The 18,424-nt window shown below is 44.8% G+C and carries 9 protein-coding genes; all 9 read right to left on the minus strand.

Features of this window, described 5'->3' with window-relative positions; translation table 11 throughout:
* Window positions 1-463 precede the first annotated feature (463 nt).
* Complete coding sequence (locus tag LV716_RS01240; protein ID WP_163419733.1) at window positions 464-4,597, minus strand: leucine-rich repeat protein; 4,134 nt, start codon at window positions 4,595-4,597, stop codon at window positions 464-466.
* A 399-nt stretch (window positions 4,598-4,996) separates the two neighbouring features.
* Window positions 4,997-6,820, minus strand: coding sequence for a T9SS type B sorting domain-containing protein (locus LV716_RS01245; protein WP_163419732.1), 1,824 nt, complete (start codon window positions 6,818-6,820; stop codon window positions 4,997-4,999).
* 359 nt (window positions 6,821-7,179) lie between these two features.
* Window positions 7,180-7,905 carry a glutaredoxin domain-containing protein gene (locus LV716_RS01250; protein WP_163419731.1) on the minus strand — a complete coding sequence of 242 codons (726 nt, stop codon included), beginning with the start codon at window positions 7,903-7,905 and terminating at the stop codon, window positions 7,180-7,182.
* Between the two features lie 71 nt (window positions 7,906-7,976).
* Window positions 7,977-8,477 carry a hypothetical protein gene (locus LV716_RS01255; RefSeq protein WP_163419730.1) on the minus strand — a complete coding sequence of 167 codons (501 nt, stop codon included), beginning with the start codon at window positions 8,475-8,477 and terminating at the stop codon, window positions 7,977-7,979.
* 45 nt (window positions 8,478-8,522) lie between these two features.
* The gene (locus LV716_RS01260) at window positions 8,523-8,672 is read right to left on the minus strand and encodes a hypothetical protein (protein WP_233759197.1); all 150 of its coding nucleotides are present in this window, start codon (window positions 8,670-8,672) and stop codon (window positions 8,523-8,525) included.
* Between the two features lie 206 nt (window positions 8,673-8,878).
* Complete coding sequence (locus tag LV716_RS01265) at window positions 8,879-9,235, minus strand: hypothetical protein (RefSeq protein WP_163419728.1); 357 nt, start codon at window positions 9,233-9,235, stop codon at window positions 8,879-8,881.
* Between the two features lie 44 nt (window positions 9,236-9,279).
* Window positions 9,280-9,909, minus strand: a complete 630-nt coding sequence (locus tag LV716_RS01270; protein WP_163419727.1) for a hypothetical protein — start codon at window positions 9,907-9,909, stop codon at window positions 9,280-9,282.
* Window positions 9,910-10,412: 503 nt separating this feature from the next.
* Entirely contained in the window at window positions 10,413-14,549 is a 4,137-nt protein-coding gene (locus LV716_RS01275) for a leucine-rich repeat protein (protein WP_163419726.1), read from the minus strand.
* A 941-nt stretch (window positions 14,550-15,490) separates the two neighbouring features.
* A complete protein-coding gene (locus LV716_RS01280; RefSeq protein WP_163419725.1) occupies window positions 15,491-18,328 on the minus strand; it encodes a T9SS type B sorting domain-containing protein in 2,838 nt (945 codons plus the stop codon).
* Between the last annotated feature and the right edge of the window lie 96 nt (window positions 18,329-18,424).

Consider the following 18,424-nt stretch of genomic DNA (forward strand, 5'->3'; position numbering starts at 1 on the left):
GGACCTTCAAGCCCATCTTTACCATATCCATAAAAATGCCTACATTTTTTAAAACAGGAATCAAGAGTGGTCAGTGTCCGGGAAAGGATGAACAAACGAATGTTCAAAAAATACATCTTCCATATCTACACCGTTGAATGGCCCACCTGGAACAAGTGGGGCATGCCGATCCAATGGTAAATTTGGATATGTTCAAATCTATACTGGATCGGACCAACGGAATCCCATGATCACTATGGTATTCATCCTCCACGTCACACTTGATGCCCCAAACATAAGTTCCAAGGAAATTATGTTCTTTGAGCAATAAAAACTTTTTGACCCATACGATCCCGATGTTGGGTCAGTGTAATTTTCGGTCTCCCGGCGGCACATTCCATAGCTTCTATCCATGGTTTATGAATCTCTTTACTCTTCTCTTCCCAGTTATTGCCGCCGATCCATTGGAGAAACGGAAGGACCATCAGTAATTCACATATATCATTTTTGCCTCGTGGCCCAGCCCCGGCTCGTTGTAGTCTATCACACATACATAGGAGCCAACGGGAACCGTCCCGCCTTCATGGGTGCCGTCCCAACCATCGCCCGGTCCGCCATAATGCGCGCTGAACAGCAAGCGTTGGCTCAGGTCGTATATACTCAACACGTTGTTCCTATATTTTTCAAGGCCCTCGATCACCAGGGTATCGCCGCTGCCATCGCCGTTGGGGGAAAAACCCCTATTGAAATTTACAAGGGACGACGACTTACCACAACTGCCGGTCGCCGCCTCAACGGTCACCAAAGCGGTTGCCGTAGTGCTTTCCGTGCCATGGTTTGCAGTAAGGATGACCGTTACGGGAGTGCGCACATCGCCACAGGTAAAAGCATCCCTGTCAAGACTCAGTTCCGGGGTGTTGCCACAGCCATAAACCGAACCATCGTCCACATCCTCTGGCAAGATGGTCGCCCGCCCACCGGCATCCAGCTGAACGGTGATATCCTTTGCAATGGCCACCAGATAATTTGGATCCTCTTCCACTGTTACCGTGGCGGTTGTCGTAGCGCTTTCCGTGCCATGGTCCGCGGTAAGGGTAACTGTTACAGGAGTGCCCACATCGTCACAGGTAAAAGCATCCCTGTCAAGACTCAGTTCCGGGGTGTTGCCACAGCCATAAGCGGAACCATTGTCCACATCCTCTGGCAAGATGGTCGCATGCCCATCGGCATCCAACTGTACGATAATGTCCCGGGCAATGGCCACCAGGTAGTCCGGATCCTCTTCCACTGTTACCGTGGCGGTTGCCCGCAAATTGGTGGAATTGGGCATATCCACTGCATTTGCAGGGACATCAATGGCAATGGTGCCATTACAGGATGTTGGGGTCACCTCTACGGTATATATGGAACCGCTGCCCGTAAAGTGGTCTGCCGTGGCATTGCCGCCCAGATCAATGTCGTCCACCGTAAAACCTGTCACATCCAGATCGAACCGAAAGGTGACCGTAAAGGGCGATAGATTAACTGTTTCGGCGGGAGCATCTATTGAGACCCCGATCTCTTCCTTGATGGATTTGAACCCGTTCCACCCATTGTCCAAATACTCCTGTCTCTTGCCCGTGGGCACCACAAGGTCTATTTGGTGGCGGTTTGCATTTGCAAAGGCAGTGGCATTGAGCACCGGTGGATCATTGGCCCCTACCTCCACCAGGCCAAGGCCCGGGTTGTTGTAAAAGGCACGGGGGCCTATACTTTCAACACTGCCCGGTATGGCAAGCCCTGTCAATTGGTTGTCACCAAAAGCCAGTTCCCCGATACTGGTGACACTGGCAGGAATTTCAACATGGGTGAGTCCCTTGTTTTGAAAAGCACTTTCCCCGATAGCGGTCACATCGTAGATGTACTGGCCGTTATCCGCCGTTTCGGGGATGGTGACGGCCGTGTCCGTACCGGTATAGTCTACCACCATTACCTCGGTTCGAGTCGTAATTCCGTATTTGATGTTATCAACGGTAAAGATCCCGTAGCTGATGGACCTGAACCCGTGCCACCCATTGTCCAAATACTCCTGTCTCTTGCCAAAGGGCACCACAAGGTCTATTTGGCCGCGGTCCGCATTTGCAAAGGCAAGCTCATGGAGGGATGGGGGATCGTCGGCCTCCACCGTCACCAGGTGAAGGTCCGGGTTCTTCTGAAAAGCATACAGATCTATGGTCCTTACATTGCCCGGTATGGTCACCTCTTTTAAATCGTTTTGATAAAATGCCTGTTCCCCGATATATTCCACATTGGCCGATATGATCACCTCTTCTAGATCGTTTTGGGAAAAGGCCCACTTCTCAATTCTGGTGATACTGTTCGGTATGGCCACCTCGGTCAAGCCGCAAGTTCCAAATGCCCGCTGCCCAAGCCTGGTCACACTTTCCGGAATCTCAACACCGGTCAATTGGTTTTGCCAAAAAGCATCTTCCCCAATCGATGTCACACCATTGGGGATGTCGACCTCGGTCAAATTATTTCCACAAAAAGCACAATCCCCGATATGGGTCACACCATCGGGTATATCAACGCTCTTCAATGGGTCAGCTGTAGGGCTCCAATACATACCAGCGGCCCCATACAAATCCCCATCCCCAGTAAAAACATCGTCCCCAATGGACGTGACCGTATACATGCCGTCATTCTCACTGTTTCGGATGTATGAGATTTCTGAGGGAATTTTCACGTGACCTTCAGTACCAAACATTTCCTCTAATTTAAGATTACGAGGACCCGTTCCATCATCTTTGTTCAAACCTATAAATTTGACGAGCTCTGCTTCATTGGGTCTTATCGATGTGATTTTCCATATGAGGCCATTATTATTATGAATCTTCCCTACGGGCGTACGGACGGACTTGAAACCTATCCATCCGGCATCTATATAATCTTGCACCCTGTCCTTGGGTACAAATACTTCTATGAAGGGACGGCGTAAAGGAAGAAAGGCATCGTCATGGAGCTCCGGTGGTTCATCGGCCATCACTACCACCCGGAAAATGTGCTGTGAATAAAAGGCCCGGTCCCCAATACTTTTCACGGTCGACGGTATGACAATCGTTTGTATATCCCTGGTATCAAAAGCATTATCTCCTATAGCGGTCACCGGGCGGAGGACCCCGCCAATATTCACTTCTGGGTGAATGACCGGATTAAGGCTTGAACCATAAATTACCGTTGCTTCCCCTGAAGCGTCCATAATTCCGTATTTAATGCCATCCTGGTTAAAGACTCCGTAGGTAATGGTGTTGGCGTAGTCCGCCCAGGCTGAATTTTCATAAGCCTGAATAGCTCCAGGGGGCACCACAAGGTCAAAAGTTATTCTTTGATTTGCCTGATTGTTAAAGGCAGCTGGATCCAGTCGTCCCGATTCCATCGGTGGATTGGCCCAGACCGTCACAGTGGAAAGGTTAAGGCTGTTATAAAAGGCCTGGAACCCTATACTTTCCACCTTGGCCGGTATGGTCACATCCCTTAGATCGTTTGCGGCAAAGACCCATTTCTCAAGGTTGGTGATATTTTCCGGAATTTTGACACTGGTCAAGCCGCAAGTTCCAAATGCCCGCTGCCCGAGACTGGTCACACTATTGGGTATGACAACACTGCCCAATTGGTTTTTTAAATCATCTACTCCCCAAAAAGCATCTTGTCCGATATGGGCCACATTACTCTCACCGGAGAAGGTAAGTTCGGTCAATTGCTTATTATAAAAAGCTCTATCGCCAATAGCGGTCACCTGGTAATCGGTACCTTTATAACTGGCCGTTGGGGGAATGGTCACCTCTGTCCCAAAATCGGTATCATAGTCCACGATCTTAACTTGGGCTTGAGTCGTAGCCGAAAATTCGTATGTGATGCCATCAATGGTAAATATATTATCTTCAATGCTTGCAAATCCGCCCCAATCCGAATCTACCCTCTCCTCATAAGCATCTTGGGCACCATTAGGGACCGTTACGTGTATTTCTTCACGGGTTGTAAAAGAACTTTCTTGGAGGGCCGGGGGAACACTGCCCAGCATTGTCAGTTCGGTCATTTTTGAAGGTGAACTAGGATGGGTAATAAAAGCACCGCCACCAATACTGGTGACACTAGCAGGAATGGTCACACTGGTCAAGCTGTTTCTGGCAAAGGCATTGTCCCCGATCTCAACAACCCCTTCGAGAATCTCCAAACTGGTCATGCTACTGTTCCAAAAAGCATAACTCTCAATTCTGATCACTGTGGTGGGGATCACCACGCTGTTTATCTTGTCGTCCGCAAAGGCCCTATCCCCTATGTAGGTGACCCCCTCGGGTATATCGATGCTGGTCACTTGGTCATTTTGAAAAGCCCTATCACCAATACTCGTGACATTCCAATTTTGTACATTCACCACAACTGGGGGGATTACCACATCTCCAGTATTCGTATTGCCCACCACCTTTACTTCATAGGGATCAGGGCTTGTGGATGTGACCTTGTATGTTATACCAGATTGCTCAAATTCGGCATCCAATCCTGGTTCCTGGCCATACGTGGTAAGGCCCGTCAATGCCATAAAGATGGCGTACATTATCAATTGTAGTTGTTTTTCCATAATTTGATGCTTTTTAACTTTATGAATATTATTTCCAAGCAAATAATGACCGTACAAGGGAAATATCCAATAATTAGTGTCGAACCCTATTGAAAATGGGACAGAACAAAGTATTTTAGGGATAATGTAGCGGGCGGGCACAATGCTACTCCCGTAAGGGAAAAAAGAACCGTCTGTGTCCAGACCAAGGATAACAAAACGAATGAAAAAAGTGCTGTGTTAAGAATCTTTCTTGGAAAGAATCATAAAGATTTTGAGATAAAACAATAGGTTACATTACTTCGGAATATCCTTAAATAAACCCTTGAAGTGCTCCTAAGTGTGCTTAGTATAAAATCTCAAATTTGAATCTTTACTCCTTCCTTTAGGTGAGGGGGATTGTTAAGGTTAAGATTAAGGTTAACGCTTCAGCGCAAAGTAACCTTTGAACTCTTTTCGGACACCATCCTTGGTATCATAGGTGAGACTGAACCAATAACTTGATGAAGGGGCTTCATTCCCTCGAACAGTACCGTCCCATCCCATCTCATCGTTGAACTGATACTGAACTATACCAAAACGATCAAAAATCGTTATTTCTGGATTGTCGATTTCAAATAGGTTCACAATCTTCCAAGTATCGTTAACGCCATCACCATTAGGTGTAAAAAATCGAGGGTAATCTACAATATAAACCCCCTTGGAAACAACACTGCATTTATATTCATCCTGAACATAAGCAATGTAATCATCTCCCGGGGCCAAATTGGAAAAAACATTGTCCTCTTTAAATGTCAATCCATCCAAGCTAAACATATACTCATTTGGTCCTTCAACATTTATGGAAACGGAGTGGCTATTACTGAACATATCGCTCAAAATATTCACCTCAAAAAGCGTGGGCGGTCCAGAAGAGATTACAGTTGTGGACAAGGATAGGTAACAATTATACAGCAGGTTTTCAACCACAACATGATAAATTCCCGGTTCGGTGGGAACAAGGGAAGGTTGATCTTCATTTGCTATTAGGTTTCCGGTACTTACCGAGTTGCGGTACCAATCAAAAGAATACTCCGCAGAGGAAAGCTTTGTGTCCATTTTGGGAAGAGGCTCAAAAGGGTTTCCCTCACCATCCAAACATAAAATATATTCTTCTTGTAAGGTGGATGAAATATCCAATGGAAAAGGATCGATATACTCGATTTCCACACGACCTTGAGATATACAATTGGCGGAAAACTCCACTTCCACCTCATAGATTCCATCCTCGTTCACCGATACTGTGGGTAGATCATCAAAAAGGTGCAATTGTACACCATCTTTAAACCATCTGTAATGGGCTTCACCAGAAACGGTAGCGTCTATTTCAAAAATGTCTCCTTCGCATAGGGGATTGCCGTTTTGTACAGTTCTGTTTTCCCCTAGGAATACATCTACAGAAAAACTTCCTGCTTCCAAAAAAACCGCAGAATCCTGCCAGGGATCCTCGTTATCGGCTATAACGAGTTTTATGGTATACGTTTCTCCGGGATTTACCAAGGATTGTGCTACCAAGCTTGTTGTGTTTCCAGTCATCGATATCGCGGAATCATCTCCGTTGATACCAGCAAAATACGCTTCATTACTGGCTTCACAGGAAAAGGGTAAACCGAGTGAATTGGGTACGCCGGGCCTAATACTGGTTGCTGAAACTAGATCTTGTGACCCTGGAACCAGTGCAAGATTGGACGAGACACCATTGGAATCTGTTAAGATAAAAGCGAATACATCGGAAAAACTGCACTGCCAGTCACGGGCATACTCCTCGGAGGCAAAAAGGAAATTAAAACTCATGTTGTTTGCTCTGGGAATAAAATCAAATTCTATGAAGGAAGCATTAAAAAGGCCAGATACTCCTGTTATAGTGGATAAATCGGAATCACCGCTCCATTGCGGGTGTCCCGAAGAATTAGTAGAAGTAGTGTTATCATTTGGCCCAACGGCATCAATGGCCCTACCCGTGGAAATCACAATACCTTCCTTATAAGGAAAGTTATCGCCATTGAACTCAAAATAGCCAATACCGTTTATACCAAAGTTGATACCGGTGGAAAATCTGTAGTTGGAAGTCTCAGCGCAATTCCTGTCCACCAATACCTCGGTTACCAAACGCTCTACAGAATAATTTGGGTCCACAACAATTTGCCCAAAACCGGGTGCGCAAATGCAACCGAATAATAAATATAGGACTGATGTTCTCTTCAAAACACTTTGGATTAGCTATCAAATTACACACTCAAATTGGAACAAAATCGATGTAATCGGGTATCGTTAATTACACTTTATTATCCAGGATTCAATACCTTCTGAAAACGGAATCGTTTACGGACGGGTCGAACACTTTACGGGATGTTCTCCCGTATATCCAGCTTCATATCGTTTACTAAAAAGTTCAAATTAGGGGGATTACGTTCGCTTTATAGGGATTGTACTCAAGAAAAACATAATCGTCACCACATTAAAAAGCCATTAAAAGAGGTACTACCCATAAAAATTTTAGTTTGTTTTGAATATTATACTCAGTATTTTTTGTTTTACAAGCGTTTCCATGGCGCAAAACGGCCTTAATCTTTTCCCATTTCCTCCATCATCTGGTCGAAAGTGGTGATTCTGTTATAGAGCCTGCCCCCCAAACTGATTACGGGGCTTGACAGAGAATCCATCTCTTCGGCAGATTTGGACAAAATTTGGCCCAACTGTTCCTTTACTTCGGGCCTTTCATCCAGGGAAACACTTCTAAAAGTGAAATTTCCGGCTTTGAGCTGGCCTACAATGCTATCACAGGCACCACAGCCCTTGTAGGTGTAGATGGTGATCTGCTTCTGCTTCTTTTTCTTTGGCTCGACCTTGGGCGGTGGGACATCCACTACCTCGGGTTCCTTTTTCCGTGCCCGTTTTGGTAAACTGTCGTTGGCACTAAAATCAAGAGGTATCGGTATAGGTTGGATCTGGGGCTTGACCCTCATATACTCTTGCCAGCGGTATGATTCCAGCACATGCGCCATTTCCGAGGTCTCCCGACTCGATACGCGCCTTAACACCTCGTATTTGCCTTTCGGGGACAGGCTATCATCCTGTTCAACGGCACGTTTTTTGACCAGGAACCGGGCAACGGTGGACTGGAACTCCAAGGCTTGATCGACCCCCATTACCAAATACGGTTGATACTTGGCAGTGATGTCCCTGGCTTCAAAACGGATCTTCCGATCAATTTTCAATGCATAGAACGTCTGTCCTTGTAAGAAAGGGACCGATATCAGGAATAGGCCAAAAGCCAGGGCAATGCGCATGATATGTCGATTAGTTCTCACGATCATTGATAATGGGGCGGCACATATCCCACATCCCCGGTATATGCTCGTCACTGTCTATCATAAGTCTCTGTTGTAACATATCTCTTTTGATCGCCGTTTTGAGTATATTCCTCTACGTACTCAATGCCAAGTTGTGTCTGGCTCAAAGTAAATTCAAATGTTTCGGTATCAATGCCATAGGTCATGGAAAGCACATTCCCACTGTCGGAGTTAAAACTAGCCTCATATGTTCCGGTACTGGTAAATGTTTTAACAACAACCTCTCCATTATCGGTAGTTGAGTAAGATTCGAATTCGCTAAATGTTCCATCTACATCGAAGGTAAGCCTGATGAAGTTATCGGCATCAACGGTTTCCGTTTCTGTACCGTCCGAAACATTGTTCGTGAACTCCTCCGTTGAGCTTGAAGTCAGTAACCAAATGCCCTCTATGACCGGTTCACTATCATCACTATCGCATGAAGTGGACAGTGTTGTCGCAAATACCATTACTGCCAAAGGAATCATTGCTTTCATTTTTCTTGGTCTGTTCATTTTTTTAAAATTCATGGTTCTTGATTTAATTACTATTAATTTCTAAAGTTGTTGGGGTTTTTAAACTTGTAGGTGGTACTTGTTCCTGTTATATTGCCCGGCAAAGTGTTCGATAATCTGGTGGTGCAAAGACCATAGCCTATAATGCTTCATGTGATTGTCTACGTTGATCGGTTCCCAGAATCTTTTCTCGGTTGGATCTCTTTCCATAACTTTTTGAAGGTTTCGTCCTTTTTAAAGTGTTCCCACCATTTTGATTTCACAAATGCTTTATCGGACGAAAATTTATCTTGGACCAAAATCCTGATATCCGCCATAAGGCTTTTCTTCTCTTCCTCCAGCCTTTTGTTCTTTTCCAGGATTATTTTGAATAACTTCCTTCTGATGTGTTTACCCCTTCCCATTTCAAGATTTGTTCAGCCGTCCTGATCTTCAATCGCTTTGTTCCATATTCTCATAAAGCACAGGATTGCGGCCACCACGACAAAACACCATCCCACAACTTCTATGTAGGGCAACCAATAATCCAGTTTTGAGGTCCATTCCTCCGTATTGGCATTCGCTTTGCTTATCACCACAGCTAGTGCCCCGAATATTGCATACAACAAAGGATTCTCCAGTAATCCCCAACTTTTCTTTTGTTTGGTCATAGTATTGAGTTTATTGGCTTTCTGTTTTGTATTGGGTACTTCCCAAAGCTTACGGGAAACACTCTCTACTTGTCTTTCGCAATAGGATTTGTACTTTTTGCATTTGGTATTGAATTTTCGCATTGCCTTTTGCAATTGGCAACACTGTATTTCGGCCTTGCGCCATATTAAAACCTCCATCCAAAATTCAAGCCGCCCCTTGGTTGCACTTCCCAACCAACATTGTCATCGCCCGGCAATCCAAGGTTCCTCCCGATCCCCACACCTAAATCCACAAGAAAACCGCTCTGGCTTATCCATTTCCAACCAATTCCCGCACCTATGGAGATATCAAAATAATAACTTACACCTGTTGACAAGGAATCATTTATAATAGCGGAAAACCACTCTTCAAAAATGAAAAACTTCAAGAATCCCTCCGCATAAAACCCTCTGGCCCCGTAATCCTCTTTGGAAAAGAAATATTGTCTGTAGTAAGGCGTCAAGGAGTATTTTTCAAAATCTGTATAACCATCCCCTTCCAGGGAGACAAACAGGTCCGCGCCGATTCCAGAGTATCGCCCCAAGATATACTCATACCTGGGACTAAGGGCCGGAATGGCTATTGCCGACATAACGTCGATGCTTACCTCGTTTCTTTTGGCCACGGAAAACTTCTCGATCCTCTTTTCCGAATCCGTAGGTTCATCTTCCTGACCGAAGGCACAGATTGAAATCAAAAAAGCACAAGAAATAATCAAAAGTTCTTTCATATCACTGTATTTGTTATCCATTACCCTGTTAAGAATTGTTTTCATAACGGCGGGGACTTAATCTGGAAAGTCCCCGTCGTCTGAACCTGATGTATGAAAAAACTAATCTTGAAAATGAAAAAGCCCACAAGAATCCACCTTTGGCAAACCAGTCGGATGGAAAACCGATTCCATTTAACAAAATCGTTTAATACAAATCTTAATTTTTAACATAATACCATGCCACAAAAAGTGTCGTATCTCATAAAATTAGGGACGAAAAAAGGTGCTGGGGAGGACAATGAAAATCCATTTTTGAACTTTTGCCAATATTAAAGACATTCCATGAGAAATTATTTCGGGTCACCTTTAAGAAAGGTTACATGGGTTGTCAAGCCCTTTTTCATTAAAAAAGAAATTGTCAATCCTTTTTTTGATTTGACTTTCCTGATGACCGTATGCATCAATAAAAATGATAGGGCGGAATGTAAATTCCGCCCCACGTCTTTTGAAAAACCTCTTTACTTTTCCAGTTATTGCCACCAATCGTTGGAGAAACGGAAGGACCATCAGTAATTGACATATATCATTTTTGCCTCGTGGCCCAGCCCCGGTTCGTTGTAGTCTATCACACATACATAGGTGCCCACGGGCACCGTCCCGCCTTCATGGGTGCCGTCCCAACCATCGCCCGGTCCGCCATAATGCGCGCTGAACAGCAAGCGTTGGCTCAGGTCGTATATACTCAACACGTTGTTCCTATATTTTTCAAGGCCCTCGATCACCAGGGTATCGCCGCTGCCATCGCCGTTGGGGGAAAAACCCCTATTGAAATTTACAAGGGACGACGACTTACCACAACTGCCGGTCGCCGCCTCAACGGTCACCAAAGCGGTTGCCGTAGTGCTTTCCGTGCCATGGTTTGCAGTAAGGATGACCGTTACGGGAGTGCGCACATCGCCACAGGTAAAAGCATCCCTGTCAAGACTCAGTTCCGGGGTGTTGCCACAGCCATAAACCGAACCATCGTCCACATCCTCTGGCAAGATGGTCGCCCGCCCACCGGCATCCAGCTGAACGGTGATATCCTTTGCAATGGCCACCAGGTAGTTCGGATCCTCTTCCACTGTTACCGTGGCGGTTGTCGTAGCGCTTTCCGTGCCATGGTCCGCGGTAAGGGTAACTGTTACAGGAGTGCCCACATCGTCACAGGTAAAAGCATCCCTGTCAAGACTCAGTTCCGGGGTGTTGCCACAGCCATAAGCGGAACCATTGTCCACATCCTCTGGTAAGATGGTCGCATGCCCATCGGCATCCAACTGTACGATAATGTCCCGGGCAATGGCCACCAGGTAGTCCGGGTCCTCTTCCACTGTTACCGTGGCGGTTGCCCGCAAATTGGTGGAATTGGGCATATCCACTGCATTTGCAGGGACATCAATGGCAATGGTGCCATTACAGGATGTTGGGGTCACCTCTACGGTATATATGGAACCGCTGCCCGTAAAGTGGTCTGCCGTGGCATTGCCGCCCAGATCAATGTCGTCCACCGTAAAACCTGTCACATCCAGATCGAACCGAAAGGTGACCGTAAAGGGCGATAGATTAACTGTTTCGGCGGGAGCATCTATTGAGACCCCGATCTCTTCCTTGATGGATTTGAACCCGTTCCAACCATTATCCAGATAATCTTGTCTCTTGCCCGTGGGCACCACAAGGTCTATTTGGTGACGGTTTGCATTTGCAAAGGCGGTGGCATTGAGCACCGGTGGATCATTGGCCCCTACCTCCACCAGGCCAAGGCCCGGGTTGTTATGAAAGGCACGGCCCCCTATACTTTCAACACCGCCCGGTATGGTAACCGCCGTCAATTGGTTGTCACTGAATGCCCCTTCCCCGATGCTGGTGACACTGGATGGGATCCCGACATGGGTGAGTCCCTTGTTTTGAAAAGCACCTTCCCCGATAGCGGTCACATCGTAGATGTACTGGCCGTTATCCGCCGTTTCGGGGATGGTGACGGCCGTGTCCGTACCGGTATGGTCCACCACCATTACCTCGGTTCGAGTCGTAATTCCGTATTTGATGTTATCAACCGTAAAGATCCCGTAGCTGATGGACCTGAACCCGTGCCACCCATTGTCCAAATACTCCTGTCTCTTGCCAAAGGGCACCACAAGGTCTATTTGGCCGCGGTCCGCATTGGAAAAGGCAAGCTCATGGAGGGATGGGGGATCGTCGGCCTCCACCGTCACCAAGTGAAGGTCCGGGTTCCCCTGAAAAGCATACAGATCTATGGTTCTTACATTGCCCGATATGGTCACCTCGGTCAATTGGTTTTGGCCATAGACCCATCCATCAATAGTTCTCACATTGGCCGGTGTGGTCACACTGGTCAATCGGTTGTCCGTAAAAGCATGTTCCCCAATACTGGTCACACTGCCCGATATGTCAACCTCGGTCAATAGGTTCTGTGCAAAAGCAGAATCCCCGATATGGGTCACACCATCGGGTATCTCAACCCTGGTCAATTCGTTGTTCTCAAAAGCATTGTTCCCAATACTTTCCACACTGCCCGATATGTCAACCCTGGTCAATCGGTTCTGTGCAAAAGCAGAATTCCCGATATGGGTCACACCATCGGGTATCTCAACCCTGGTCAATTTGTTGTCCGAAAAAGCATCTTTCCCGATACTTTCCACACTGGCCGGTATAACAACACTGGGCAACTCATTTCCACAAAAAGCACAATCCCCGATCTGTGTCACCGTATCGGGTATATCAACGCTCTTCAATGGGTCAGCTGTAGGGCTCCAATTCATTGGAGCCCCATACGAATCCCCATCCCCAGTAAAAACATTGTCCCCAATGGACGTGACCGTATACATGTTGCCATCCTTGTTTCGGTGGTATGAGATTTCTGAGGGAATTTCCACGTGACCTTCAGTACCGAACAGGTCTTCTAATGTTTCCGGATAAGGTTTATCATACAACCTCTTGCCTACAAATTTGACGAGCTCTACTTCATTGGGTCTTACCGATGTGACTTTCCATATGAAGCCTTCATTATTATGGATCTTCCCTAAGGGCGTACGGACGGACTTGAAACCTGTCCATCCGGCAGCTATATAAGCTTGCTCCTTGCCCTCGGGCACAAATACTTCTATGAAGGCACGGCGTAAAGGAAGAAAGGCATCGTCATGGAGCTCCGGTGGTTCATCGGCCATCACTATCACACGGAAAATGTGATGGGAATAAAAGGCCCGGGCCCCGATACTTTTCACGGTCGACGGTATGAGAATCGTTTGAATATCCCTGGTATCAAAAGCATTATCCGCTATAGCGGTCACTGGAATGGAGCTCCCGTTAATATCCACCTCTGCGAGAATGCGCGGATTAAGGTGTGAACCATAAATCACCGTTGCTTCCCCTGAATCGTCAATAATTGCGTATGTAATTTTATCCTGCTTAAAGATTCCGTAGGTAATGGTGTTGGCGTAGTCCGCCCAGGCTGAATTTTCATAAACTTCTATAGTATCAAAGGGTACCACAAGATCAAATTTTACTCTATTATCGCCCTGATCGTTAAAGGCGGTTGCATGCAGTGTTGTTGCTGGTGGATTATGCCGGACCGTCACAGTGGCAAGGTTTAGGTTGTCATAAAAAGCCTGGAAGTCAATATGTTTCACATTGACCGGTATGGTCACCTCCCTTAAATCGTTTTGGCTAAAGGTCCACCGCTCAATTCTGGTGATACCACTCGGTAGGGTCACCCCGGTCATATCTTTATTAGTTCCAAATGCCCGTTGCCCGAGACTGGTCACACTTTCAGGAATCTCAATATCGGTCAAACCGTTTTGCCAAAAAGCATCTTCCCCAATACTGGTGACGTTGCTTGGCGTGTTCATGAAAGTAACCTTGGTCAATTGCTTATTATGAAAAGCTCTATAGCCAATAGCGGTCACCTTGTACTCGATGTCGTTGTGATCCACCGTTTGGGGAATGGTCACCTCTGTTCCGGAACTGGCATCATAGCCTGTGATCTCAACTTCGGGTTGAGAGATAGCCGTAATTGCGTATGTGAAGCCATCAGCGGTAAAGGTGCCGGGGTCGGGATCGGGGCCGGGGTCAGCGGGTTTGAACCCGTCCCACCCATTATTCGAATAATGTTCGAACCTGCCTGCGGGCACTAAAAGGTTTATTTGAATACGATCACTAAAGGCATTTGCGTTACCCAGGTTTGGGTGATTGTGAGACCTTGCAATCACGGTCTCCAGCGGGTTACCTTGAAAAGCAGAAGCCCCAATACTGTTGACACGAAAGGGTATGAGCACTTCGGTCAATTGGTTGTTCAAAAAAGCATTATTGCCAATCTTGGTCACCTTATCGGGTATATCAACACTGGTCAATCCTTTTGCCTCAAAAGCATTATCGTCAATCTCGGTCACCCAGTAATCGTTGTAATCGATACTTTGGTCGTTAACCTTTGCGGGGATGGTCACCTCTGTTCCAGAACTGGTATTATAGCTTACGACCTTTACTTGGCCTGGATTATAATTTGTTGCACTGTAAAAGCGAATGAGATGGGTAATTTCGTATGTGATGCCATCAATTTCGAATTGATCATTCACATTTTGACCATAAGCGGTAAGGCTCGTCAATGCCATAAAGATGGCGTGCATTATCAATTGTAGTTGTTTTTCCATAATTTTGATTTTTGACTTTATGAATATTATTTCCAAGCAAATAATGACCCTACAAGGGAAATATCCAATAATTAGTGTCGAACCCTATTGAAAATGGGACGTAAAAGGGTATTTTTGGGATTTTGGAAAAGGGGAACGGATGCGGTTCCGGGGCGCTGCTTTTAAAGTGGATACAAAGGACATAGACCTTCAAACCTATCTTTACTTTATCCATAAAAGTGTCGACGTTTTTTATAGGGCGGTCAGTGTTGGCAGCATTCATTTCAATGAGTGGATTTAATTTTTTTTGTGATAGAGAAAACTCCAATTCGGCCAAAAAGAAGCTAAATTGTTATGAAGGCAAAAAACCTGGGCACGAAATATGGGCTTTATGGGATTAGTGGTTTGGCCGTCGCATGGTATTGATTTCATACCATTTGGTTAAAACACACTTTTTGAAGTTCTGAAGGGTTCAGACCCTTTTCTTTGTGACCATGCCAGGATTCTGGTGTTCCAGAGGATGCGGAGATTTTATAGGTTCTAAAAGTTACTTTACAAAATCTGTTGACCGAATGGTTGACGGTCTATTTGTGCAAATGATGCCATTTGACTTTCAGTAGTAAAAATAAGAATTGGTAATTTAGGATTTGCCTTTATATAGTGTGTAAATATGGATTTATAAAATCTATTTTAATCGGTATGGTTTATCTACGCCAGGTATAATTTAAGTTTTGAGCTTCGAATACCCACGCACTATTTATTGAAGAAGTCTCTGAGTCAGTTTCTTCATCTAACATCATTGCTGTAAAGTCACTTAGACTAACTTCATCGATATCTTTTAATTTGGGATTAAGAACGATATGAGCTTTTTGTAGATACCCCAAATAGGGCAGGTTTTCTACAAAAAAGAACATCCTGAAGCATTATATCACGATATCCTACTGTAGGTTAATTCAATATTATTAACGTTTTAAAGAAAAATGCCCTTGAAACTGTTTTTTGTTGCCGGATGGCGGGTAATCATAAATTAAGTTAAACCAATAATCAGAGCTGGGCATATCGCTGCCATTATAGGTGCCTTCCCACCCTAAATCATCAGGTTTTAATACTTTTAACAGTGTTCCATACCTATCGCGAATATAAACATAGGGATTTAGTTGTGTGTCCAAACCCGAAACATGCCAAGTGTCATTGTTGCCATCTCCGTTAGGTGTAAGAAATAAAGGATATTCAAATACCAGTATTACATTACTTATCATACCACAGCCATTTTTATCCCTAGCTTGAACTTCGTGAATGCCAATGCTCACATCGGTAAATATACTATCCTCTTGCCAAGGGCCGTTATCCAAACTATATTCATAGTCACCCGTTCCGTTGGTCTTAGCTTCAATCGTATGATTCCCAGAAAATGCTTCGGTACTCCATGCCAGATCCAGTGTGGACAAGTTTTCCACTATTGTGGTACTGAACAAACCGAAACAAACCGTTGACGGATCTTCGCCATATACCATTACGGAGTATTCACCCTCTTGGGTTGGAATGATGCTAGACCCTATTTCATCTGGCAGGTAGATACCTTCATAGAACCATTCAAAGCTGTAATTCGCTCCTGATAATCCGGTATCCACGACCAGTGGTTGCTCAGAGTCGTTCCTTGAGGCACAATAGTACTCAGCCAAATCTATAGCTGCAAATAGATCGTTCACTCGTAAAGGTACTTCACTTACCGCATAACATTCATTGGGTTGCAAGGTAAAACTTACCCTAGCATAAATGGTTTGCGCATAAGCTCCGCTGTTTTCATAAAGAGTTGGTAGGGGGTTTATGTTATCTAGGGCGTCGTCTACTTTATAGTGGTATGTTATGCCGTATTCATCAGGGTTTTGTCCATCATAAATTTCTTCGTTCAATAGTGTTAGGTCAAACAGGTAAAAACCATCATTAGCTTCAAAATCATCACAAACTTCATATACTATTAATTCACCATCTTCATTGGCCTTTGCCCCTTCGTAAACGCCAATGTTAAAACTTGCATTGGTATTGGAACAACCTGTAACGGTGTTGGTAATGGCTACGAAGATTTGTTCTGGATTGCTCAAGTTGGTATACGGGCCGGATATAGGATTCGTTGAATTGTTGGCATCCTCTTGAGTGGCAAAATATGCCACATCAAATAAAATAGGGTCCCTGCCATTTAAAATCTCCTCATCTTTTTGGGTCAAATCAAAATCAAGCCTATAATCCGTTTCATTCTCGCAAATCCATAAATCTGTTAATTCCACGGCATCTGCCCCTGGAATTACTTGTAAGATATTCTCGGAAATGGAATAACAGGCTGCATTGGCATTGTTTTCCACACGAACATAGATAATCTCAGTAGTGGCCATACTATTGGTATATGCATTGGGCAATGGTTGAATATTGGCATCGGCATCGGCAAAACTGGCGTGATAAGAAACTGTATATTGGGAGGGATCCAAGGATTCCAAGAAACCTGAATTCATAGTGGCCAGGTTAAACTGGGCAAAACCATCCGTGGCATTAAAATTATCACAAATTTCATAGGTAAGTGTTGTAGCGGGAGGTGGCGGAAATACTTCAACGATAAAGCTTCCAGTGTCATAACATGCTGTATTGGCACTATTTTCAATACGTACATAAACCGTTTCTTGTTGAAAGGCAGCCGTATTGGTGTAGGTCAAGGGTAATGCATTGGTTCCGGAAGCAGCATCGTTGGAACTGCTGTGGAAGGTGACATTAAATTCCGATTCGGATTGCCCATTGAGCACCGTTGCCTTTAGGGACTCCAAATCAAAATTCCAGAAACCATCCATCTGATTATCGGTATCGCAAATGCTTTGTGGCGGGATGCTGTTTGCCACTGGCACTGTTCTATAGAAAACGTTTATAACATCAGTGTCAGAGTCTTGCAAATTACTGGTAACGGTAACGCGGTAGCTACCAGAACTGGAAACACTCAAAACATCCATACCATTTGAACCCGGAATAGGAACAAACCCCGTACCATCATCATATTCCCAACTAAAATCTGCAAAATTGGGATTATTGTTTGGATTGGCATCAAGGGTTGTTGAGAGGTTGCCAGTATCGCATACATCCACATCCGGGCCTAAAATGCCGTCCACTTCCAATGTAAAGCAAGTAATGGCTCCTGCAGAGGACTGTCCCGAATTGGTTTGCTGTATTTCTATAAGTCCCGAAGTCGGGGCTTGGAAATTAGTTATGAGCAAGATGTAATATTCCCCGGACTGTGCGCCGGGTATAGTAAGTGTTTCAGACGAAAAAACGGAATAACTGCAATCAATAATGTTGGAATTGTCCAAATCATTGATATAATAATTTGGCTGAACTGTATTATTAGGACAGGTAGGACAGTCGATAGTAATATCATCGCAATTCCCTTCCCTGGAACTAAACGGTCCCCACGCTACAAAATCAACATCAAGCCCTGAGCCAATACCATCATTATTAATACCATCATTATTGTCATCTTCCCATTGGTTGATTTGAAATATCAAATCACCTGAATCACCGACTCTAAAATAAAACCAAGATGGTGCCGGTGTTTCAAATAAGCAGGCTATGCGACCATCCGACTGTGGATCTGTATTGTTTTCGAAACGGTATGTTCCTGTACTTTCTACACAAATAGCGCTAAGGTCATTACAAGTTATGCCGCCGGGTAAACTAATTTGTTGTGCCCATATAACATTGGCACATAACATTGTTATATAGGTAAAAAAAGAAGGTTTACAATATTTAATCACTATGTTCATTGTTTGCCGAGTAGCGTGTAGTGGAATCGTATCGTGCCAACTTTGGTCGTTGCCGGTATACCTTAATATTGAAGAGGTTATTTTGCTTTCATAACA

Origin of the sequence: Flagellimonas sp. HMM57, assembly GCF_021390175.1 — a bacterium.
Taxonomy (GTDB): Bacteria; Bacteroidota; Bacteroidia; order Flavobacteriales; family Flavobacteriaceae; genus Flagellimonas.